This is a genomic window from Sphingomonas sp. Leaf242 (genome assembly GCF_001422045.1).
Taxonomy (GTDB): domain Bacteria; phylum Pseudomonadota; class Alphaproteobacteria; order Sphingomonadales; family Sphingomonadaceae; genus Sphingomonas.
Window position 1 is genome coordinate 374,443 of the sequence record NZ_LMLW01000008.1, and the last position, 19,615, is coordinate 394,057.

The 19,615-nt window shown below is 66.7% G+C and carries 21 protein-coding genes and 1 tRNA gene; 5 read left to right on the forward strand and 17 right to left on the reverse strand.

Annotation, left to right across the window (positions count from 1 at the left end):
- Positions 1-156 precede the first annotated feature (156 nt).
- From ASF09_RS09630 to ASF09_RS09640, 3 genes are all read right to left on the reverse strand, one after another.
- Positions 157-711 (reverse strand): fasciclin domain-containing protein, encoded by a 555-nt coding sequence (locus ASF09_RS09630; RefSeq protein ID WP_060526008.1) that lies wholly within the window; start codon positions 709-711, stop codon positions 157-159.
- Between the two features lie 83 nt (positions 712-794).
- Positions 795-1,733, reverse strand: a complete 939-nt coding sequence (gene dapF / locus ASF09_RS09635) for a diaminopimelate epimerase (protein WP_060526009.1) — start codon at positions 1,731-1,733, stop codon at positions 795-797.
- 39 nt (positions 1,734-1,772) lie between these two features.
- Complete coding sequence (locus tag ASF09_RS09640) at positions 1,773-2,237, reverse strand: DUF6456 domain-containing protein (protein WP_060526010.1); 465 nt, start codon at positions 2,235-2,237, stop codon at positions 1,773-1,775.
- Positions 2,238-2,336: 99 nt separating this feature from the next.
- On the opposite strand from ASF09_RS09640, the gene ASF09_RS09645 reads away from it, so the two are divergent.
- Positions 2,337-2,897: a helix-turn-helix domain-containing protein gene (locus ASF09_RS09645; RefSeq protein ID WP_060526308.1), complete on the forward strand. Its 561-nt coding sequence runs from the start codon at positions 2,337-2,339 to the stop codon at positions 2,895-2,897.
- 594 nt (positions 2,898-3,491) lie between these two features.
- Entirely contained in the window at positions 3,492-3,707 is a 216-nt protein-coding gene (locus tag ASF09_RS09650) for a hypothetical protein (protein ID WP_156359303.1), read from the forward strand.
- Between the two features lie 303 nt (positions 3,708-4,010).
- On the opposite strand, the gene ASF09_RS09655 is transcribed toward ASF09_RS09650, so the two are convergent.
- The 7 genes from ASF09_RS09655 to ASF09_RS21125 all read right to left on the reverse strand — a co-directional run bounded on the left by ASF09_RS09655 (position 4,011) and on the right by ASF09_RS21125 (position 8,828).
- Positions 4,011-4,086 (reverse strand) — tRNA-Val (locus ASF09_RS09655).
- Positions 4,087-4,150: 64 nt separating this feature from the next.
- Entirely contained in the window at positions 4,151-5,098 is a 948-nt protein-coding gene (locus tag ASF09_RS09660) for a hypothetical protein (RefSeq protein WP_156359304.1), read from the reverse strand.
- Between the two features lie 105 nt (positions 5,099-5,203).
- On the reverse strand, positions 5,204-6,700 hold the full coding sequence (locus tag ASF09_RS09665) for an NAD(P)(+) transhydrogenase (Re/Si-specific) subunit beta (RefSeq protein WP_060526013.1): 1,497 nt from the start codon (positions 6,698-6,700) through the stop codon (positions 5,204-5,206).
- A gap of 27 nt (positions 6,701-6,727) precedes the next feature.
- Positions 6,728-7,045, reverse strand: coding sequence for an NAD(P) transhydrogenase subunit alpha (locus ASF09_RS09670; protein ID WP_056487475.1), 318 nt, complete (start codon positions 7,043-7,045; stop codon positions 6,728-6,730).
- Between the two features lies 1 nt (position 7,046).
- Positions 7,047-7,499, reverse strand: coding sequence for an endonuclease domain-containing protein (locus ASF09_RS09675; protein ID WP_082444219.1), 453 nt, complete (start codon positions 7,497-7,499; stop codon positions 7,047-7,049).
- Positions 7,496-8,617: an NAD(P) transhydrogenase subunit alpha gene (locus tag ASF09_RS09680; RefSeq protein ID WP_060526014.1), complete on the reverse strand. Its 1,122-nt coding sequence runs from the start codon at positions 8,615-8,617 to the stop codon at positions 7,496-7,498. Before ASF09_RS09680 ends, ASF09_RS09675 begins: the two co-directional genes overlap by 4 nt.
- A gap of 4 nt (positions 8,618-8,621) precedes the next feature.
- Positions 8,622-8,828 (reverse strand): aa3-type cytochrome c oxidase subunit IV, encoded by a 207-nt coding sequence (locus ASF09_RS21125; protein WP_327196568.1) that lies wholly within the window; start codon positions 8,826-8,828, stop codon positions 8,622-8,624.
- Positions 8,829-8,894: 66 nt separating this feature from the next.
- Between ASF09_RS21125 and ASF09_RS09685 the strand changes: the two genes are divergently transcribed.
- Complete coding sequence (locus tag ASF09_RS09685) at positions 8,895-10,310, forward strand: sigma-54-dependent transcriptional regulator (protein ID WP_056053510.1); 1,416 nt, start codon at positions 8,895-8,897, stop codon at positions 10,308-10,310.
- Between the two features lie 134 nt (positions 10,311-10,444).
- Here the strand turns inward: ASF09_RS09685 and ASF09_RS09690 are convergent, their stop codons facing one another.
- From ASF09_RS09690 to glmM, 7 genes are all read right to left on the reverse strand, one after another.
- Positions 10,445-11,329: a bestrophin family protein gene (locus tag ASF09_RS09690; protein WP_060526015.1), complete on the reverse strand. Its 885-nt coding sequence runs from the start codon at positions 11,327-11,329 to the stop codon at positions 10,445-10,447.
- Positions 11,330-11,409: 80 nt separating this feature from the next.
- Positions 11,410-12,468 (reverse strand): dihydropteroate synthase, encoded by a 1,059-nt coding sequence (gene folP / locus ASF09_RS09695; RefSeq protein WP_060526016.1) that lies wholly within the window; start codon positions 12,466-12,468, stop codon positions 11,410-11,412.
- Between the two features lie 122 nt (positions 12,469-12,590).
- Positions 12,591-13,730 (reverse strand): site-specific DNA-methyltransferase, encoded by a 1,140-nt coding sequence (locus ASF09_RS09700; protein WP_060526017.1) that lies wholly within the window; start codon positions 13,728-13,730, stop codon positions 12,591-12,593.
- A 176-nt stretch (positions 13,731-13,906) separates the two neighbouring features.
- A complete protein-coding gene (locus ASF09_RS09705; RefSeq protein WP_060526018.1) occupies positions 13,907-14,545 on the reverse strand; it encodes a ribonuclease HII in 639 nt (212 codons plus the stop codon).
- Positions 14,533-15,420, reverse strand: a complete 888-nt coding sequence (gene thiD, locus ASF09_RS09710) for a bifunctional hydroxymethylpyrimidine kinase/phosphomethylpyrimidine kinase (RefSeq protein WP_060526019.1) — start codon at positions 15,418-15,420, stop codon at positions 14,533-14,535. Before thiD ends, ASF09_RS09705 begins: the two co-directional genes overlap by 13 nt.
- 326 nt (positions 15,421-15,746) lie before the next feature.
- Positions 15,747-15,962, reverse strand: coding sequence for a DUF1272 domain-containing protein (locus ASF09_RS09715; protein ID WP_060526020.1), 216 nt, complete (start codon positions 15,960-15,962; stop codon positions 15,747-15,749).
- Positions 15,962-17,302 carry a phosphoglucosamine mutase gene (gene glmM, locus ASF09_RS09720; RefSeq protein WP_060526021.1) on the reverse strand — a complete coding sequence of 447 codons (1,341 nt, stop codon included), beginning with the start codon at positions 17,300-17,302 and terminating at the stop codon, positions 15,962-15,964. Before glmM ends, ASF09_RS09715 begins: the two co-directional genes overlap by 1 nt.
- A gap of 69 nt (positions 17,303-17,371) precedes the next feature.
- Here glmM and ASF09_RS09725 point away from each other — a divergent pair, with 69 nt between their 5' ends.
- Both ASF09_RS09725 and ASF09_RS09730 read left to right on the forward strand, forming a co-directional pair.
- Positions 17,372-18,643 carry a dicarboxylate/amino acid:cation symporter gene (locus ASF09_RS09725; protein WP_060526022.1) on the forward strand — a complete coding sequence of 424 codons (1,272 nt, stop codon included), beginning with the start codon at positions 17,372-17,374 and terminating at the stop codon, positions 18,641-18,643.
- Complete coding sequence (locus tag ASF09_RS09730) at positions 18,618-19,610, forward strand: aldo/keto reductase (protein ID WP_060526023.1); 993 nt, start codon at positions 18,618-18,620, stop codon at positions 19,608-19,610. The genes ASF09_RS09725 and ASF09_RS09730 overlap by 26 nt, the downstream gene beginning before the upstream one ends.
- The last annotated feature ends 5 nt before the right edge of the window (positions 19,611-19,615 follow it).

Genomic DNA, 19,615 nt, shown 5'->3' on the forward strand with positions numbered 1-19,615 from the left:
TGAGACGACGGAGGGGTTGAGACGACGGAGGGGTTGAGACGACGGGACTGGGATTACACGGCACCTAAACGCAATCGGGCCCGTCACCTTTCGGTAACGGGCCCGACGCCACTGCCGCGTAATAGAACGCGGCAGCTATCTCGCGTGATGGCCTGATTACGGCAGCATCACCGTGTCGATGACGTGGATCACGCCGTTCGACTGCATGACGTTGGCGATCGTGATCCGGCCCTTGTGGCCCTTGCCGTCCATGATGCCCCAGCCGCTGCCGGACTTCATGAACATCAACGGCTCGCCCTGCACGGTCGTGTAGGTCGCGGTGCCGCCATTCGCCTTCGCCTTGGCGGCGATGTCGGCGGCGGTGATCGTGCCGGGGACGACGTGATAGGTCAGGACGCTCGCGAGCTGCGCCTTGTTCTCCGGCTTGAGCAGCGTGTCGACGGTGCCGGCCGGCAGCTTCTTGAACGCGGCATTGGTCGGCGCGAACACGGTGAACGGACCCGGGCCCGACAGCGTCTCGACGAGACCAGCGGCCTTGACCGCGGCGACCAGCGTCGTGTGATCCTTCGAATTGACGGCGTTCTCGACGATCGTCTTGGTCGGGTACATCGCGGCGCCGCCGACCATCGGGTTGGTCTGCGCTGCGACGATCGCGCTGCCGCTGACGGCAACGGCGGCCGCGACGATCGCGGTACGAATGACGTGGTTCATGGCATCTCTCCTGCGTGCGGAGCCGGTGTGCGGCGCCACTGCGGGGAGATACGCGCCCGCCGGGAGAAGGACGCAGCCGGTGTTCAGATCGTCGCGAGAAGTCCCGCCCAGGCCGCGATCTCATCGTCATGCCGCCGCGTGACGACCAGGTCGCTCGCGGTCGCCGTGTCGAGATCGACGTCGATCGTGCCGGTCCACTCGAACGTCGCATTGCCCGACAGCGTCACCATCGCCGCTTGGCTCGCCTCGGCACGGACCAGACCGCCCTTGTTGAAGACGGTGGTCGGCGTGTCGTACGCGATCCGCCCGGTCAGGCACGCGGCATAGGTCGACGCCGCCATCGCGCTGCCGCAGCTGTCGGTCAGCCCGACCCCGCGCTCGAAGGTGCGGACGAACAGGTCGCGGCCACGCACTTCGACGAAACTGACGTTCGCGCGATTGGGCAGCCAGTCGGGTGCCGCCTCGCACGCTTCGCCGACGTGGACGAGTTCGGCTTCGTCGATGGCATCCACGAACGTCACGAGATGGGGGTTCGGCATCGCCACCGCCGTGAAGGCGCGGCCCGTCGGCAAGCGCGCGATCGGCGTATCGACGATGCGATCGGTCCCGACATGGATCGGCCACGCCGCGGCATTCAGAGACGCAGGGCCCGCGATCTCGCGCACAGTGAACACGCCCTCGGCAATATCCGCATCGCGCTCGACGACCGCGTCGCTCGTCTTCAGCAGCGCCATCGCAGTCTCGGCGCCCGTGGCCGCGAACCCCGCGCGCGCAACGCAGCGCAGGCCGTTGAGGCACGTCTCCGACTCGCTGCCATCCGAATTGAACATCCGCATGCCGAACGCGTGAGTCGCGTCGCCGCCGGTCAGCAGCAGGAGCCCGTCGCCACCCACCAGCCCATCGCGATCCGCCAGCGCCCGCGCGACGGCAGCCCAAGCCGCATCGCCAAGCGCCGACGCGCGCGCGTCGATCAGCGGAAAGTCGTTACCCGAGCCGTGGCATTTGATGAGGTCGAAGCGCATGCTCGACACTTAGTCACGGCCGCGCACCAATGCGAGCGCCTAACCGATCCCGTAATACGCGGCCAACCGATCGAGCGCGAGCGTCAGCACGACCCGCCCCGCGCGCGCCGGCCATTGCAACGCCTTCTCGGCCACCGGCAGCCCCTCCCCCGCGCAAACCACGCGCCAGAGGATATCCGCCAGCCCAGGTCCCGCTGCCGCCGACGCTTCATCGAACCGACGCTTCGCCGCGATCTGCGCCGACGTGGGATCGAGGCCGTCATGGCCTCCCCCATCGACGCGCTCCGCCCAGCGCATCGTCACGCTCGGCGCGATCGACGCGCGTTCGTAATCCGCGCGCAGCCGCTCCCCCGCCTCGAACTGCCGCGCGTCGATCAGCGCGCGCGACCGCAGCCACCCGAGCGGCGACTCCGCCAGGTTCACGGTCACGGTACGGCCGCGACTCACCCCGGCCGGCTGTGGAACACCCTCCGAATCGACCGTCCGCTCTACCAGTTCGCGCATCCGCCATCTCCCGTTGCGGTTGGCGGTTGCCATATCTGCATGGTTGTAGGACAGAAGAATAACCCATCTGGTTTGGAGTCGTTCGATGATCGCATTGCAATGATCACTGCCATTCGCGAAGTCCGGCGCGCCAAGGGACTGACGCTGGAGGACGTCGCCAAGCGTTGCGCTCCACCGACCACCGCACAGACGGTCGGGCGGCTGGAGACGGGCACGCGCACCGTCTCGATCGGCTGGCTCAACCGGATTGCCGCGGCACTGGGCGTAGAGGCGAGCGATCTCGTGACATTGCCGGACCGTGCCGACCTGCCCGTCGCCGCGATCCTCGACGGCCGCGGCGCGCATGCCCCGCGGCGCACCACGACGGCACCGCCACCCCAGGTCGCGCCGGGCCAGATCGCGATCACCGTCGCGGGCGGGGTCGGCGATTATCGCACCGGTGACGTGATCTGGTGCGCGATGGTGGCCCCCGCCGATTTCGCAACCGCACTCAATCGCGACGTCCTCGTCCCGCAACCAGCAGGCCGGTTCGCGTTCGGCAGGCTGATCGCCGTCGGTGGCGCGGTGACGTTGTTACTGCCGAATACCGGTTCGCAATCCCTGAAGATCGAAGATCCCGGCTGGCTCGCAGTTGCAGTGCGACTGATCCGCGATCTTTGAGGGCAGTGGGCGGTGCCCCTGCACGCGGGCCCAAGGAACAGCCTCGCCTTCTTAGATATGCCGTCTGAGTGCTCTTGGTTGCCTCTCGTGCGATCGGCTGCCTCCCTTGCCAGAACAGCCTGCCGCAATGGGCGGGATTTAGCGCTCGCCCGCACCGGCGTCGCATTGGTCCGACTGCGTCTGGGGGAACGGGAAGGGGTCGTAAGGTTCCTCGCACGACGGCGTCGCGGGGCAAAGACCGCGCCCCACTCCGCCCTCCGATGAACGGCCAGAAGCGCCGGCACCAGCTCGACCAGCTCTCACCAGATCTGACACGACACTGTTCCAGTCGTCCACAGGTCGATAAGTTGCGGCATATCGCCACGACCTGCACGCCTGACAGGATCGGGAGTATCGTTTCCGCTGGCGCCGATCGGCAGCCGTCAGCTGCCCGCGATGCTCTCGATTGTGGCGAAGGCCGCTCCCTGCGGTGGCGCGGCGACCTGCTTCGCCACGCTCGCCGCGGAGCGTTACTGCTGATTACGCATGATCGGGTGGACACCGATCTCGTCTTTCAGGCGTTTGGCTATCGACAACCCCGACTACGAGAGCCCGATGACAGACGCCGCAGACATTCTCAACGACATGATACTGGAGCAAACCCGCGAGCCCATGACCCGGGCAGATGCAGAGGAGCTGGCCGATCGATGGTATGAAGTCGCTATCGGCAACGGTTCAAGCGCCGCAGAAATGCACAACGCTGCCGGAATGCCGGTCCCCGACTATATCCTGCAAACGTTCGGCGAAGCAGGGCAGGAACTGATACTGTAGTGCGCGCGAGACCAGCTCGACGTCGCACCGAAGCTCGGTGACTTGGTAGGTATCTACATCCGATCGCGTTGCCCGGCACCGCGCCCCCTTCCTCGTTGAGGTGATCTCGTTACGGATGATCACGTTGTGAGTTCGCCGGGTTGAACGAGAGCGTCCCGGCCCTTCGAGACGGCAAACTCGCCTTGGCCCGACGTCCGCACGAAGAATATCGAGGCACGATCGACCGCGACCGACGGTAAAAATTTGCCGGAGTTCGTGTCGCCCATGCCGGCACCAACAGCGCAGCATGGTCAAGGAAAAGGATGGTGGGCGATGACGGGCTCGAACCGCCGACATTCTCGGTGTAAACGAGACGCTCTACCAACTGAGCTAATCGCCCCCTCTGGGTTGGATGTCCGATGCCAAAGCCGGGCGGCGGGGGCAAGCTAAAAGGGCGCGGACCGTCACGGAATCCGCAGGTCGGCGCCTCTGGTGGCCACGATATACCCGCGCATCGCCTCGCTCGCGCGGTCCGACAGCACCATGAACGCGCGCCGCCGGTCGTGCAGGTCGGGACGGCGTTCGAACAGCCCGGTGTCGGTCATCCGCGCGATCCAGCGCAGCGCAGTGGTCGGCGCGACCGCGGCGGCGATGCACAGGCTGGAGACCGAAACGCGTCCCCGCTCGAGTTCGGCGGCATAGAGATCGAGCAGCATGTCCCAGCCGGGATCCTCGAACAACGCGGTGCCGAAGAACTGGTCGCGCAGCCGCCGCGCGCGGATCGCCCGCCGGACATCGGCGGCGCTCGGCTCGGCCAGCGACGGCGGCGCGCCGTAGCGGTTCGTCCGGTCGCCGACGATCGGCGGGGTGGAGGCATCCTCGTCGATCTCCGCGCGCGTCAGTCGGGCGAGCGCCTCGGCGATCCGTGCCACCTCGGTGTTCAGCCGTTCCAGCCGCGTCCCATCGGTCTCGCGCCCGACATCGAACACGCCCGCGGGACTGCGCGCACGTTCCGCGGCGACGATGATCGCCGCGACGCAGTCCGCAACGCTCGGATCGACCAGCAGGATCGTCCCGCCGCCGAGCGTCGCCGCCGCGACCGCGTCGATCTGGTCGCTCCCCATCGCGACCACCAGCCCCGCGTCGAGCACGGCGGCGCGCTCGACGATCCGCGGCAGGTGTTCGGCAAGCACCGCGACTTCCACCCCTGCGGTCTCGACCACGACGACCTGAGGCGCGGCGTGCAGGCCGAACGGCGCCTGCCAGTCGATCCTGGCGACCACCCGCCCCTCCATCGCGGCGAGTGCGGCGGCGAACCGGTCGGGCGCGTCCGCACTCGCGACAAGGACTGCGGCGATCCCGGTATCGTAACGCGTGTCGGCAGAATCTCCGCCCGGTAGGATCATGATCATCTCCGCTGTGTCGCGAAGACTAACCTCGATCATCCTCAAAGCCACACGCGAACTGGGTCGAGTTTCGTTGGACTTTCACGCCTGCTCAACAAGGTTGCGTTCGACCTAGTCTAGCGCCTTGACGATATCCTCGACCATCTTCTTGGCATCGGCGAGCAGCATCATCGTATTGTCGCGGTAGAACAGCTCGTTATCGACGCCTGCATAGCCGACTCCGCCCATCGAGCGCTTGATGAACAATACCGTCTTTGCCTTCTCGACGTCGAGCACGGGCATGCCGTAGATCGGCGAGGACTTGTCGGTCTTGGCGGCGGGGTTGGTCACGTCGTTCGCGCCGATCACGAAGGCGACGTCGGTCTGCGCGAACTCGCTGTTGATGTCCTCCAGCTCGAACACGTCGTCATACGGCACGTTCGCCTCTGCCAGCAGCACGTTCATGTGCCCCGGCATGCGGCCCGCAACGGGGTGGATCGCGTATTTCACACGGACGCCCTCGGCCTTCAGCTTGTCGCCCATCTCGCGCAGGACGTGCTGCGCCTGCGCGACTGCCATGCCGTAGCCGGGGACGATGATGACCTGTTCCGCCTGGCTCATGAGGAACGCGGCGTCCTCCGCCGAGCCGCGTTTCCACGGCCGATCGCTCGCGACCGCGCCGCCGCTGGTGTCCGCGACCGCGCCGAAGCCCCCCGCGATGACGCTGATGAAGCTGCGGTTCATCGCGCGGCACATGATGTAGCTGAGGATCGCGCCCGAACTGCCGACCAGCGCGCCGGTGATGATCATCGCGCTGTTGTGGAGCGTGAAGCCCATCGCCGCCGCCGCCCAGCCCGAATAGGAATTGAGCATGCTGACCACCACCGGCATGTCCGCGCCGCCGATCGGGACGATCAGCAGGAAGCCGATGACGAAGCTCAGCAGCGTGATCGCCCAGAAGATCCACGGTGCCTGGTCGGTGACGAAATACGCGATCAGGCCGAGGATGGCGGCAAGCAGCGCGAGGTTGATGACGTGGCGGCCGGGCAGCATGATCGGCTTGCCGCCCATGTTGCCGTTGAGTTTCAGGAACGCGATGACCGAGCCCGAGAAGGTGATCGCGCCGATCGCCACGCCTAGACCGAGTTCGATCCGGCTGACCGGGTGGATGACCGCGAACGGCTGGCCGATCAGCGGAATTACGAGGTCGGAGATCCCGAATGCCTGCGGGTTGAGATACGCCGCAACGCCAACCAGCACCGCGGCGAGACCGACGAGCGAATGGAATGCGGCCACGAGCTGCGGCATCGCGGTCATCGCGATCCGTCGCGCGGTGACGAGGCCGATCGCGGCGCCGACACCGATCGCCGCGAGGATTTCGACGACGGTGGTCCAGTCGATAGCGCGCACGACTATCGTGGGTCCGATGTCCGCAACCAGAGCATGCTGGACGAAGGGCACATGCGTCACCAGCGTGGTGACGACCGCGATCGTCATGCCGATGATGCCAAAGCGATTGCCGCGCTGGCTCGACGCCGGGCTCGACAGCCCGCGTAACGCGAGGATGAAGCACACCCCCGCGACCAGATAGGCGAGCGATGCCCAGGGGCTGACCGTCAGTTCATGCATCTCGCGTCCCCTCGCGTACCGTATCGCTCACTTGCTCGTGGCAGGCGCGACCGGCCGTTCCTTTTTCTTGTACATCGCCAGCATCCGCGCGGTGACCGCGAAACCGCCGAAGATATTGATGCTCGCCAGCACGACCGCGAGCAGCCCGAGCGCCTTGGCGACGCCCGATCCGGCGCCGATGCCGGCCGCAGCGGCGGCAATCAGCGCCCCGACGATGATGACCGAGGAGATCGCATTGGTCACCGCCATCAACGGCGTGTGAAGCGCCGGCGTCACCGCCCAGACGACGAAATACCCGACGAAACACGCCAGCACGAAGATCGACAGGATCGCGATAAAGTCCATCTTATTCCTCCCCGGCACGGGGAGGGGGACCGGCCGCAGGCTGGTGGAGGGGGCTGGCCGCGGACGATACGATCATCGTCACCACGGCCTCGATATCCCTCAGCACGTCGCCTGCTGCCACTCGCAACACCCGGTGGCCATTCTGTTCAAAAAACTGATCGCGATCGGCGTCGCGTTGGGGACGGTCGCCGCGTCCGTGAAATTCGCCATCTACTTCGACCGCGAGCTTGGCGGCGGCGCAGTAGAAGTCGCAGACGTATGGACCGATGGGATGCTGGTGGCGGAACTTGACGCCGGTTTTCTTTCCCCGGAGCTGCTCCCATAGCAGCACTTCCGGGAGGCTCATTTCGCGCCGCAATTTGCGCACCAGCGATACTTCTGGACGTAGCGTGTGCGGGACGCCCCCTCCACCGGCTGCGCCGGTCCCCCTCCCCGTGCCGGGGAGGATTATCATGCCAGCAGCCTTGGGTTCACGATCTTGCCGCCCTGCGTAAGGCGAATCGCGTCGCCGATTTCGGCGTCGAGCACGGGCTTGCCCGCCTCCTTGTCCCAGAAGGCGTTGAGGAAGTTGTACAGGTTGCGTGAGAACAAGGCGCTGGCATCCGCCGCCAATCGAGACGACACGTTGCGATGGCCGACGATCTTCACCCCGTTCACCACGACCACTTCGCCCGCGACCGAACCTTCGACGTTGCCGCCCTGTTCGACCGCGAGATCGACGATCACCGAGCCCGGCTTCATGCTTGCGACCTGCGCCGCCGAGATCAGACGCGGTGCGGCGCGTCCTGGGATCAGCGCGGTGGTGATGACGATGTCCTGCTTGGCGATATGCCCCGAGACGAGCTCGGCCTGCGCAGCCTGGTATTCGGGCGACATCTCGCCGGCATATCCACCCGTTCCCTCGCCTTCGATCCCGGCGACGTTCTCGACGAAGATCGGTTTCGCACCCAGTGACTGGATTTGCTCGCGAGTTGCCGCGCGCACGTCGGTCGCCGACACCTGAGCGCCGAGCCGCCGTGCGGTCGCGATTGCCTGGAGTCCGGCGACGCCGACGCCCATCACGAACGCCTTGGCCGCGCTGATCGTGCCCGCCGCGGTCATCATCATCGGAAACGCGCGGTCATATTCGGCGGCGGCGTCGAGCACCGCCTTGTACCCCGACAGGTTCGATTGCGACGACAGGATATCCATCGACTGCGCGCGCGTGATCCGCGGCATGAATTCCATCGCCAGCGCCTCGTACCCCGCCGCGGCATAGGCGTCGACGCGGGCGCGCTCTGCAAATGGATTGAGGCTCGCGACGATCCACACCCCCGGGGCGACCCCGTCCAGCGTTGCAGGATCAGGTCCCTGCACCCCGAGCACGATCTCCGCACCCGCCAGCGTCGCCGCACGATCGCCGACCGATGCGCCCGCATCGGCGTACGCGGCATCGGCGATCGAAGCCGCCTCGCCCGCCCCCGCCTCGACCGCCAGCGTCGCGCCCAGCGCGATGAACTTCTTGACCGTTTCCGGCGTCGCGGAAACCCGCCGCTCGCCGTCCGCTTGTTCTTTCAGGACGGCGATCTTCATGCGCTTAGTGGATCAGCCAGATGACGAGCGCGACGACCAGCGCGCATCCGACCGCGCCCCATTTCATCATCCCCGTCACGCTCGAATAGGTCGCCGCATGCGCCTTCATGTCTCCGTTGCCGGCCATGGTTCGTGCCCCAATCCTGTGAGTGCCATCCTCTATGAGCGCGACCTTAACCGGCACGGGCGCTATCGCCAAGCCCGAGTGCACGGCGCTTTTAAGTCGCTCTTTACCCGGCTGCGCTATTGCACGTGCCGGAACGGGACAGGATTCGCCATGACGCGCAACGGGCAGCGCCTTCTACTGCTGATCGACGAAGAGCCTGCGCAGCGCCGGCTGGTGGCGGCGCTTGCCACGCGTGGCGGCTGGCGCGCGATCTTCGCGACCGATGGCGAGATGGCGATCGCGACGCTCGGGACGCAGGACGGGATGCAGCTCGATGCGATCGTCCTCGATCACTCGGCGCCCGATGCCGACGCGACGGGTCTCATCGCCGCGTTGCGCGAACGTCGGCCGGCGCTGCCGATCCTGATGCTGACCGCGAACGGATCGGTGTCGCACGCCGTCGCTGCGATGCGCGCGGGCGCCACCGACTTCCTGGTCAAGCCGCTCGCGCCCGACCGCTTTCTCGCCGCGCTCGACACCGCTGTCGGCGCCACGTCCACCGGCGAACTCCGCCCCCTTACCGAGAAAATACCTGCGCTGCTCGGGTTCGACGAGATCGTCGGATCGTCGCCGGATTTCCGTGCCGCGCTGGCCATCGCCGCCAAGGCTGCGCGGGCACGCGTTTCGGTGTTGCTGGAAGGCGAGATCGGCGTGGGCAAGGACGTCATCGCCGAAGCCATCCACGCCGCCTCGCCCCGCGCCAAGAAACCGATGATGAGCGTCAATTGCGGTGAGGTCTCGGCCAACCTCGTCGAATCGGAGCTGTTCGGCCACGAAATGGGCGCGTTCACCGGTGCGTTCGAGCGCAAGACCGGTCGCTTTCGGGAGGCCGACGGCGGGACGCTGTTCCTCGACGAGATCAGCGAAATGCCGCTCGAGGCGCAGGCCAAGCTGCTCCACGTGCTCCAGACGGGCGAGGTCCACGCGATCGGCGCGCGCCATCCGCACGATGTCGATGTCCGGGTCATCGCCGCCAGCAACACGCCTTTGCTCGACGAAGTCGAGGCCGGCCGGTTCCGCGAAGACCTGTATTACCGGCTTAACGTGGTCCAGGTCATGATCCCGCCGTTGCGCGAGCGGACCGGCGACATTCCAGCACTGGCACGCCACCTGCTCGCGCGGATCGCCGAACAACCAGGGTTGCGGTCGCTGGGCATTACCGATTCCGCGCTGGCGCTGCTGGTTCAATACGACTGGCCGGGCAATGTTCGTCAGTTGCAGAACGCACTTTTCCGCGCAGCCGTGCTCTGCGAGGACGCTGCGCTGACCGAAGACGATTTCCCGCAGATCGCCGCGCTGGGCAATCGTCGCCGTATTCCCGCTACGGTTGCGGCGGGCGGCGGCGGCGTTACGCTGTTCCGCGCCGACGGCAACCTTCGCGCGCTCGAGGAAATCGAGGCCGATGTGATCCGTCTGGCGATCGGCCATTATCGCGGTCGGATGACCGAAGTCGCGCGGCGGCTCGGGATCGGGCGATCGACATTGTATCGCAAGCTCGGCGAACTGGGCATCGACAACGCCGCCTGATGGGCGGCTCGTCTTTGGCAGGACGCTGTCGCCAGGTCTCGGCTGCGTCTTGCGGGCCGCATCCGAGGCACCTCGAGATTTGGCGGCTCCCGCCTAGGCCGCAAATGTACGTCGGTGCATGCCTGACAAGAGCGTTACCAGAGCACGCCCTTGTCGGGCGTCAGCGGCTCGGGCGCTGGATCGCCGATCGCCTGGAGCAGGTCGATCTCGATCGTCCGGCACATCGCGTTCAGCGGCACGTCGTGGATCGTGTCGGCAAACGGATCGACCAGATCGTCGCCGATCTGCAGCACCGCGAGGAACATCAGCCCGGCGATCGTCGAGCCGACCGGCGTCGCATAGCCCAGCGTCTCGACCAGACCGATCGGCAGCAACACGCAGAACAGTCGCGTGAACAGGCTCGGGAAGAAGCGGTATTGATTGGGCAGCGGCGTGTTCTTGATCCGCTCCATGCCGCCCTGCGCGTTGGCGATATCGACGAGGATGGACTCGAACTGCATCTGCTGGATGGTGTCGATCCAGCCGTTGCGCCGCGCGATATCGATCCGCCGACCAGTGCCGTCGAGCAGGCCGTTGGCGATATTGGTGCGCTCGAGCGCGAACGATGCCTCCTCCTTCGACAGGAAGCGCAGCACCTCGGGCGGTGCGGGCTGCTTGCGCAACTGGCAGCGCAGCGCGTTCACATAGGCGATCTGGCGGAGCACGATGGTCCGCTTCATGTCGTGACCCTCGGGTTCGGGCAACATGTTGCGCGCCATACGCGCTAGGTTGCGCGAGGCGTTGATCATCAGGCCCCAGAGTCCACGGCTTTCCCACCAGCGCTGATAGGCGGAATTGTCGCGGAAGCCGAGGAACAGCGCGAGTGCGGTACCGAACAGCGTCAGGGGGAGCGCGGGCGCGTGGAACGGCAGGACGTAATAGGTGATCGTGACGATCACGTCCCAGACGAACAGGCCGAGCAGCGGGCGCCAGACCTCGCTCAGGATCTGACTGAAGCGCGGTGTTGCAGTGACGATCAAACGAAAGCTCCCTTGTTTACAGGGCTTTTAATGCGCGAAGTGGCGTTTCGCTGCAATGCAGCGACGATCAGCCGCCCCGCTTAGCCGCCAACGAGCGACTGATCGCGCAGGCCGCGCCAGATCTTCACTGCCTGCACCGTTTCGGCGACGTCGTGGACGCGGAGGATCTGGACGCCCGCCTCCGCGCCTTTCAGCGCCAGCGCGAGTGAGCCGGCGAGGCGTTGGTCGACGGGCGCTTCGTTCGAGAGCGCACCGATGAGGCGCTTGCGGCTGGCGCCGAGCATGATCGGGCAGCCGAGACCGTGGAAGATCGTCAGGCCGTTGAGCAGCGCGAGATTCTCGGCGAGTGTCTTGCCAAAGCCAATGCCGGGATCGACGATGATCCTCGATCGGTCGACACCGCTAGCGACGACCGTTGCAATGCGCGCTTCGAGCCAGTCGAAGACATCGGTGAGGACGTTGGCGTAGCCGCCATCGCCGTGTCCGCCTTTCTTGGGGTCGGGTGAGTGCATCAGGACGACGGGGCAGCCACTTTTTGCGACCACGTCGAGCGCACGATCGTCCCAGAGAAGTGCAGCGACGTCGTTGACGATGTGCGCGCCGGCGGCGAGCGTGGCCTCCATGACGGCGGCCTTGCGCGTGTCGACCGAGACGATCGCACCGGCGCGCGCGAGGCGCTCGACGACGGGGACGAGCCGCGCGATCTCGTCGCCTTCCCATACCGCGGGCGCGCCGGGGCGAGTGGATTCGCCCCCGACGTCGATCAGCGTCGCGCCGGCGGCGGCCATGTCGATACCGGCTGCTGCTGCTGCGGCGGGGTCGTCGACATGCTTGCCGCCGTCGGAGAAGCTGTCGGGGGTGACGTTGAGGATGCCGGCGACGATCGGCTGGTCGAAGCGGAGCGTGCGTTCGCCGAGCTGGAGGCGCGCGCGCGGGGCGGTGATGGCGGCGTGGAGGTGCGCGGCGCGTTCGCCCAGCGTTGCGATTTCGGCGACGGGGATGGTGCGGCGGGTGCGGGTTTCGGTCACCTCGTAGGCGGCGAACCATTGCAGGCCGCCCGCGAGGCGCGCGACGCTGCCGTCTTCGTGGCCGATCGGGGTGTCGACGAACTGGACGGGGCGGAGGTGGAGGTTGGTCATGATCTATTCGCTACGATCTTTCGTCACCCCGGACCTGTTCCGGGGTCCACCGTTCCGCATATCCAACGTCTGTGATTTCGCGGAACCGTGGATGCCGGAACAAGCCCGGCATGACGAGGGCTTCAGACCGTCGTCGCCAGCAGATACGTCTGGCGGAGGTCGTCGATCGGTTTCAGCCCCTTGTCGCTTTCGTAATGCCAGAAGCTCCAGCCGTTGCAGGCGGGGGCGTTCTGGAGGGTCGAGCCGAGTTTGTGGATCGAGCCGATCGTGCCGCAGTCGCTGAGCAGCGAGCCATCCGCGCGGATCGTCGCGCGCCAGCGGCGCTTCGAGTCGGTCAGCACCGCGCCGGGGGCGAGGTACGCGTTCTCGACCAGCACGCCAAACGCGACCTTGGGCTGCGTGCGCGGGCTCATCATCGTCGCGAGTGCCGACTCATCGAGCGGCAGTGCGGCCTCGATCCGCTCCTGCGCGGCCTCGATGTAATCGCCTTCGCGGTCGATGCCGATCCAGCTCCGACCGAGACGCTTGGCGACCGCGCCGGTGGTGCCGGTGCCGAAGAACGGATCGAGCACGACATCGCCGGGTTTCGTGCAGGCCAGCAGGATGCGGTAGAGCAGCGCCTCGGGCTTCTGGGTCGGGTGGACTTTGGTGCCGTTCTTCTTCAGCCGCTCGGCGCCGCCGCAGGTCGGGAATTCCCAGTCACTGCGCATCTGGAGCTCGTCGTTGAGCGTCTTCATCGCGCGGTAGTTGAAGTGGTATTTCGCCTTCTCGCCCTTCGATGCCCAGATCAGCGTCTCGTGCGCGTTGGTGAAGCGGGTGCCGCGGAAATTGGGCATCGGGTTGGTCTTGCGCCAGACGATGTCGTTGAGGATCCAGTAACCCAGATCCTGCACCGCCGCGCCGACGCGGAAGATGTTGTGGTAGCTGCCGATGACCCAGAGCGACCCGTCGTCCTTGAGGATGCGGCGCGCTTCCTGGAGCCAGGCGCGGGTGAAGCGGTCATACGCGGCGAAGGTGTCGAACTTGTCCCAGTCGTCGGTGACCGCGTCGACGTGGCTGCCGTCGGGACGATAGAGTTCGCCGCCGAGCTGGAGGTTGTAGGGCGGGTCGGCGAAGATCATGTCGATCGACTTCGACGGGAGCGCCTTCATGCGCTCGATGCAGTCGCCGCGCAGGATCTGGTCGAGCGGAAGAACGGCTTGAACCGCCGGCTCCACTGTTTTTTTCGCACGCGGCCGTGCGATCGTGTCGATCAAACCCATGTTTTCCGCCCCTTGTCGATGCCCATAGCGGCGGAATTGTCCGACTCCGTCAAGCAAACATTCGTTAACGGCGTTTCGGTCCGATTCCGTCGCTGCGACCAAACGAGTCTTCGTTGCCCAGATGTTGAGTCATGGGAGACTCGCGGCTCAAGCCCTTGGGGTGTGGCGCGAAAGACTCAGCTCGTCGTTTCCTGTGCGAAAAGTCCCTCGCGGGCGAGATAGGCGGCGGCGACGGGCGCGAAACTGCGGCGGTGAATCGGCGTGGGGCCGTGATCGCGGAGCGCCTTCATGTGGTGGGCGCAGCCGTAACCCTTGTTCGAATGCCAGTTATATTCGGGATGCACGTCCGCCGCGGCGATCATGATGAGGTCGCGCGTGTGCTTGGCGACGATCGAGGCGGCGGCGATCGACAGCGACTTCGCGTCGCCGCCGACGAGCGGGGTTGCGGGGTAGGTCCAGCGGGGCAAACGGTTGCCGTCGACCAGGACGTGGCCGGGGGCCTGGCCGAGTTCGACCGCCAGCGCGTCGACCGCGAGGGTCATTGCCTTCATCGTCGCCCAGTAGATGTTGAGCGTGTCGATCTCTTCGGGCTCGACAATGCCGATGCCGACGATCGCGCAGCCTTTGAGACGGGCGCAGAGCCGTTCGCGTTCGGAGGCGGAGAGCTTCTTCGAATCGTCGATGCCGCGGGGTACGCCTTTTGCCGGGAGGATCACGGCGGCGGCCACGACCGGTCCGGCGAGGGGACCGCGGCCGGCTTCGTCGACACCGGCGACGGGGCCGACGCAGAGCTTTTCGTGTTTCATGCCGGGCATTGGCGGTCTTTCCACTGGTCGAACGGGCTGGTGCCGAGTGCGTGCCCCATCGGGCCGTGCCCTGCGCCCAGCCCCGGTGCGCTGGCAAGTGCGGCGCGGACGAACGCGATGGCGCGCTCGATTGCGGCGTCGAGCGGCAGGCCCTGGGCGAGGCCGGTGGCGATGCCGCTGGCGAGCGTGCAGCCGGTGCCATGCGCGTGGCGGGTTTCGATGCGGGGGTTGGTCCAGCGGCTTTCGCCGGCGTTGGTGACGAGGCGGTCGGTGATGTGGGGGCCTTCGGCGTGGCCGCCTTTGACGAGGACGGCTTGGCCGAGGGCGCGGATTGCGGCTTCCCCGCCGAGCGCTGCGAGTTCGGGGAGGTTGGGGGTTACGAGCGTGGCGATCCGCATGAGGCGGGTGAAGGCGGCGATCGTGTCGCTGTCTGCGAGGACCGAGCCGGAGGTGGCGATCATCACCGGATCGAAGATGATGGGGAGTCTGCTCCCCCCCCTGGAAGGGAGGGATTGGGGGTGGGTTGGCTTGGGGCTGGTGTCGCGCTCGCGCAGCGGCCTACCCACCCCCGGCCCCTCCCTTTCAGGGAGGGGGGAAAGGCGTTCGAGATATGCGGCGACGGCGTTGGCGGTTTCGGCCGAGCCGATCATGCCGATCTTTACGGCGTCGATGCCGATGTCCGAGACGACGGAGTCTATCTGCGCGAGGACGATCTCGGTCGGGATCTGGTGGACCGACTGCACGCCGAGCGTGTTCTGTGCGGTGATCGCGGTGACGGCGGTCATTGCGTGGCCGCCGAGCATCGTCACGGTCTTGATATCCGCCTGGATGCCGGCGCCGCCGCCCGAGTCGGAGCCGGCTATTATGAGGATTCTGGCGGTCATTGGAGAGCCGCGGGAAAAGTGAAGTATAGAAAGCACGGTTTCGTTTGGGCGCCGTTTGGGGTCGCTGAGCGGGGTTTGGCGCGGTTGGCGGTCATATGCTGGGCTATGTCATACCTGGTGAGATGTAGGACAGCGGTATGCCCCCTTTAACCACCCCGGCGGAGGCCGGGGCCCAATTGGGAAGCGTTGCTAACCGAGGGTAGCGTTCCGTTACCTCGACCTTTCCAATTGGGCCCCGGCCTTCGCCGGGGTGGTAGAAGCGGCCGGGGTGGTAGAAGGGGTTGAGGTGGCAGTAAGGAGCTAGGTGGTGCTTGCCCGAACGGCGCCTAGTGTCGCCGCGCGCCCTCCGGCTTTTGCGGTGGCGCTTCACCTAGCCTCGTCGGACGATCCAGCAATTCCCCGCCGCAGTTCGGACACCGCTCGTCGAGTGCGTCGGCGCATTCCGCGCAGAAGGTGCATTCGAACGAGCAGATGAACGCGCCGGGTGCGTCCGCTGGAAGCTCGGTGGTGCAGCGTTCGCAGCTGGGGCGCATCTCGAGCATCAGGCGGCGGCCTTTCGTACGGCGTCGCAGATCCGGTCGACGACCTGTTCGACCTGCGCGAGATCGTCGCCCTCCGCCATCACGCGGATCACCGGTTCGGTGCCCGACGGGCGGATGACGAGCCGTCCCTTGCCGGCGAGTTCGGCTTCGGCCTCGGCGATCACCGCCTTGACCGCGTCGTGATCGAGCGGCTTGCCGCCGGCGAAGCGGACGTTCTTGAGCAGCTGCGGCAGGGGCTCGAAGCGGTGGAGCACTTCGCTGGCCGGGGCGCCCGAGCGCTTGACCTCGGCCAGGATCTGGAGCGCCGCGACGAGACCGTCGCCGGTGGTCGCATAGTCGCTGAGGATGATGTGGCCCGACTGTTCGCCGCCGACATTATAGCCGCTGGAGCGCATCTTCTCCAGCACGTGGCGATCGCCGACCGCGGTGCGGACAAGGCCCAGCCCTTGCGCGGCGAGATGGCGTTCGAGGCCGAGGTTGGACATCACCGTCGCGACCAGTCCGCCACCCGCGAGCCGTCCCTGCCGTGCCCAGCTGGCTGCGATCGTCGCCATCAGTTGGTCGCCGTCGACGATCGTGCCGGTCTCGTCGACCACGATCAGCCGGTCGGCGTCGCCGTCGAGCGCGATGCCGATGTCGGCGCCGCTGGCGACCACCGTCTCGGCAAGCGCCTGCGGGGCGGTCGAGCCGACGCCGTCGTTGATGTTGGTGCCGTTGGGGGTGACGCCGATCGCGACGACGTCGGCGCCGAGTTCCCACAAGGCCGACGGTGCGACCTTGTAGGCGGCACCGTTCGCGCAATCGAGCACCACGCGCATCCCGTCGAGGCGGAGATTCTCCGGGAAGGTCGACTTGGCGAAGTGGATGTAACGCCCCTGCGCGTCCTCGATCCGCCGCGCGCGGCCGATCTGGCCCGAGGGGACGAGCGGTATCTCGCCGTCGATGAGCGCCTCAATCGCTGCCTCGGCCTCGTCCGACAGCTTGTAGCCGTCGGGGCCGAACAGCTTGATGCCGTTGTCCGCATAGGGGTTGTGGCTGGCGGAGATCATCACGCCGATGTCGGCGCGCATCGACTGGGTCAGCATAGCCACCGCCGGCGTCGGCATCGGTCCGACCATGACGACGTCCATGCCAACGCTGGTGAAGCCCGCGACCAGTGCCGATTCTAGCATATAGCCCGACAGCCGCGTGTCCTTGCCGATCACGACGCGGTGGCGGTGATCGCCGCGCTGGAAATACGCGCCGGCGGCCATGCCGACCTTCATCGCCATTGCCGCGGTCATCGGCGAGACGTTGGTGGCACCACGAATGCCGTCGGTGCCGAAATATTTTCTTGCCATCGCGCGTGCTTTCCGTCCGGTATCGGGGTTCTATGCCGTTGATAGCGCGGTAGACCACGAAGGGCGAGCATGTCGCAGACTACACGGATTCTCGCCGCGCTGATCGGCGGCATCGCGATGGGAATCGCCGCGGCGGCGTGGTCGCCGGCGAACGCGATCGCGGCGACGGCGGTGACCCAGCCGATCGGGTCGGCATGGCTGCACGGGTTGCAGATGGTGATCGTGCCGCTGGTCGTCGGGCTGCTCGTGACCGGCATCGGCGCGACCACCGAGGCGGCGCGCGCCGGGCGGATCACCGTTCGCGCGATGGTGATGATCGTCGTCATCCTGTGGAGCACGACGATCATGTCGGCACTGGTCATGCCGTTGATCCTCGACGCCTTCCCACTGCCGCACGCGTTAGGCTCCGCGTTGCGTGCCGCACTGACGGGTGCTGCGCCGGTCGGGCCGGTGCCGGGGATCGGCGCGTTCTTCGATACGATCGTGCCGACCAACATCGTCGCCGCAGCCTCCAGCGACTCGTTCCTGCCGCTCACCGTCTTCGCGCTGACGTTCGCGTTCGCCGTGACGAAGCTGCCCGACGATCGTCGCCGCGTCCTGACCGGCTTCTTCCAGGCGGTGGTCGACGCGCTGTTGATCATCATCACATGGGTGCTGAAACTGGCGCCGATCGGGATCTTCGCGCTCGCCTACGGGGTCGGTGCGCGCACGGGGACGGCGGCGTTCGGCGCGCTTCTGCACTATATCGTCTGCGTCTCGGCGATCGGCTTCATCGTCCTGCTCTGCGCCTATCCGATCGGGATGATTGGCGGGCGGGTTAGCTTCCTTAGCTTTGCGCGTGCGGTCGCGCCGGCGCAGGCGGTGGCGATCAGCACGCAGTCGTCGCTCGCCTCGCTGCCGGCGATGTTGAAGGCCTCGACCGATCTCGGTGCGTCGCCCGCCACCGCCGGAATCGTCCTGCCGCTGTCGGTCGCGGTGTTCCGCGCGACCAGCCCGGCGATGAACCTGGCGGTCGCGCTGTACGTCGCGCACTGGCTGGGGTTGCCGATCGGGCCGGGACAGATGGCGGCGGGCGTGGCGACCGCGGCGATCACGACGATGGGGTCGATCTCGTTGCCCGGCACGATCAGCTTCGTTGCCTCGGTCGCGCCGGTGGCGCTGGCGATGGGCATCCCGCTCGAGGTGCTGGGTCTGCTCATCGCAGTCGAGACCATACCCGACCTGTTTCGCACCGTCGGGAACGTGACGATGGACACCGCCGTTACCATCTCCGTCGCAGCGCGGTCCGATCGCGTCGGCGCTCAGGAGAACACCCATGAAGTATCGCACGCTCGGCCCTGATTTCGAGGTTTCCGCGCTGGGTCTCGGCTGCATGCCGATGGCCGGCATCGGCAAGGGCATGTACGGCGAGGCGAACGCCGACGAGAGCATCGCGACGATCCACCGCGCGATCGAGCTGGGCGTGACGCTGTTCGATACCGCCGAGATCTATGGGCCGCTGGTCAACGAGGAACTGCTCGGCAAGGCGATCCGCGGCAAGCGCGACGGCGTCGTGATCGCGACCAAGTTCGGCTTCCGCTATGACGAGAACGGGATGACGGGGGTGGACTCGACTCCGGCCAACGTGCGGCGGTCTTGCGAGGGATCGCTGAAGCGGCTGGGGGTCGAGATGATCGACCTGCTGTACCAGCACCGCGTCGATCCGGGCGTGCCGATCGAGGATACGGTCGGCGCGATGGCGGACCTCGTTCGCGAGGGCAAGGTGCGGCATCTCGGGTTGTCGGAGGCTGGGCTCGACACGATCCGGCGGGCTGCGGCGACGCATCCGATCGCGGCGTTGCAGAGCGAATATTCGCTGTGGGAGCGGGACGTGGAGGACGAGATCCTGCCGTTGTGCCGCGAACTCGGGATCGGGTTCGTGCCGTATTCGCCGCTCGGGCGGGGCTTCCTGACGGGGCAGATTACTGCGCGGTCGGATCTGCCCGAGGGCGATTATCGGCGGAACGATCCGCGCTATTCGGAGGAGAACTTCGCCAAGAACATGGAGATGGTCGCGGTGGTTAAGTCGATCGCCGATACGCATGGGGCGAGCCCGGCGCAGGTCGCGCTCGCGTGGTTGCTGGCGCAGGGCGACGATATCGTGCCGATCCCGGGGTCGAAGCGCCGGGTTACGCTGGAGGACAGCATGAAGGCGGCGGACGTGAAGCTGTCGGCGGACGATCTGGCGAAGCTGGATGCGGCGGCGCCGCGGGGCGGGACGGCTGGGCCGCGTTACGGCGAGAAGGCGCTGTCGATGACGCGGATCTGATCTTC

Bases quoted from the DNA above. Each gene is read 5' to 3' on its own strand.
- ASF09_RS09680 (WP_060526014.1), bottom strand. From the start codon at position 8,617: ATGAAGATCGCCGTCCTGAAAGAACAAGCGGACGGCGAGCGGCGGGTT.
- dapF (WP_060526009.1), bottom strand. From the start codon at position 1,733: ATGCGCTTCGACCTCATCAAATGCCACGGCTCGGGTAACGACTTTCCG.
- ASF09_RS09725 (WP_060526022.1), top strand. From the start codon at position 17,372: ATGTCGCAGACTACACGGATTCTCGCCGCGCTGATCGGCGGCATCGCG.
- ASF09_RS09665 (WP_060526013.1), bottom strand. From the start codon at position 6,700: ATGCATGAACTGACGGTCAGCCCCTGGGCATCGCTCGCCTATCTGGTC.
- ASF09_RS09650 (WP_156359303.1), top strand. From the start codon at position 3,492: ATGACAGACGCCGCAGACATTCTCAACGACATGATACTGGAGCAAACC.
- ASF09_RS09730 (WP_060526023.1), top strand. From the start codon at position 18,618: ATGAAGTATCGCACGCTCGGCCCTGATTTCGAGGTTTCCGCGCTGGGT.
- ASF09_RS09670 (WP_056487475.1), bottom strand. From the start codon at position 7,045: ATGGACTTTATCGCGATCCTGTCGATCTTCGTGCTGGCGTGTTTCGTC.
- ASF09_RS09645 (WP_060526308.1), top strand. From the start codon at position 2,337: ATGATCACTGCCATTCGCGAAGTCCGGCGCGCCAAGGGACTGACGCTG.
- ASF09_RS09685 (WP_056053510.1), top strand. From the start codon at position 8,895: ATGACGCGCAACGGGCAGCGCCTTCTACTGCTGATCGACGAAGAGCCT.
- thiD (WP_060526019.1), bottom strand. From the start codon at position 15,420: ATGACCGCCAGAATCCTCATAATAGCCGGCTCCGACTCGGGCGGCGGC.
- ASF09_RS09715 (WP_060526020.1), bottom strand. From the start codon at position 15,962: ATGCTCGAGATGCGCCCCAGCTGCGAACGCTGCACCACCGAGCTTCCA.
- ASF09_RS09700 (WP_060526017.1), bottom strand. From the start codon at position 13,730: ATGGGTTTGATCGACACGATCGCACGGCCGCGTGCGAAAAAAACAGTG.
- glmM (WP_060526021.1), bottom strand. From the start codon at position 17,302: ATGGCAAGAAAATATTTCGGCACCGACGGCATTCGTGGTGCCACCAAC.
- folP (WP_060526016.1), bottom strand. From the start codon at position 12,468: ATGACCAACCTCCACCTCCGCCCCGTCCAGTTCGTCGACACCCCGATC.
- ASF09_RS09705 (WP_060526018.1), bottom strand. From the start codon at position 14,545: ATGCCCGGCATGAAACACGAAAAGCTCTGCGTCGGCCCCGTCGCCGGT.
- ASF09_RS09640 (WP_060526010.1), bottom strand. From the start codon at position 2,237: ATGCGCGAACTGGTAGAGCGGACGGTCGATTCGGAGGGTGTTCCACAG.
- ASF09_RS09675 (WP_082444219.1), bottom strand. From the start codon at position 7,499: ATGATAATCCTCCCCGGCACGGGGAGGGGGACCGGCGCAGCCGGTGGA.
- ASF09_RS09660 (WP_156359304.1), bottom strand. From the start codon at position 5,098: ATGATCATGATCCTACCGGGCGGAGATTCTGCCGACACGCGTTACGAT.
- ASF09_RS09630 (WP_060526008.1), bottom strand. From the start codon at position 711: ATGAACCACGTCATTCGTACCGCGATCGTCGCGGCCGCCGTTGCCGTC.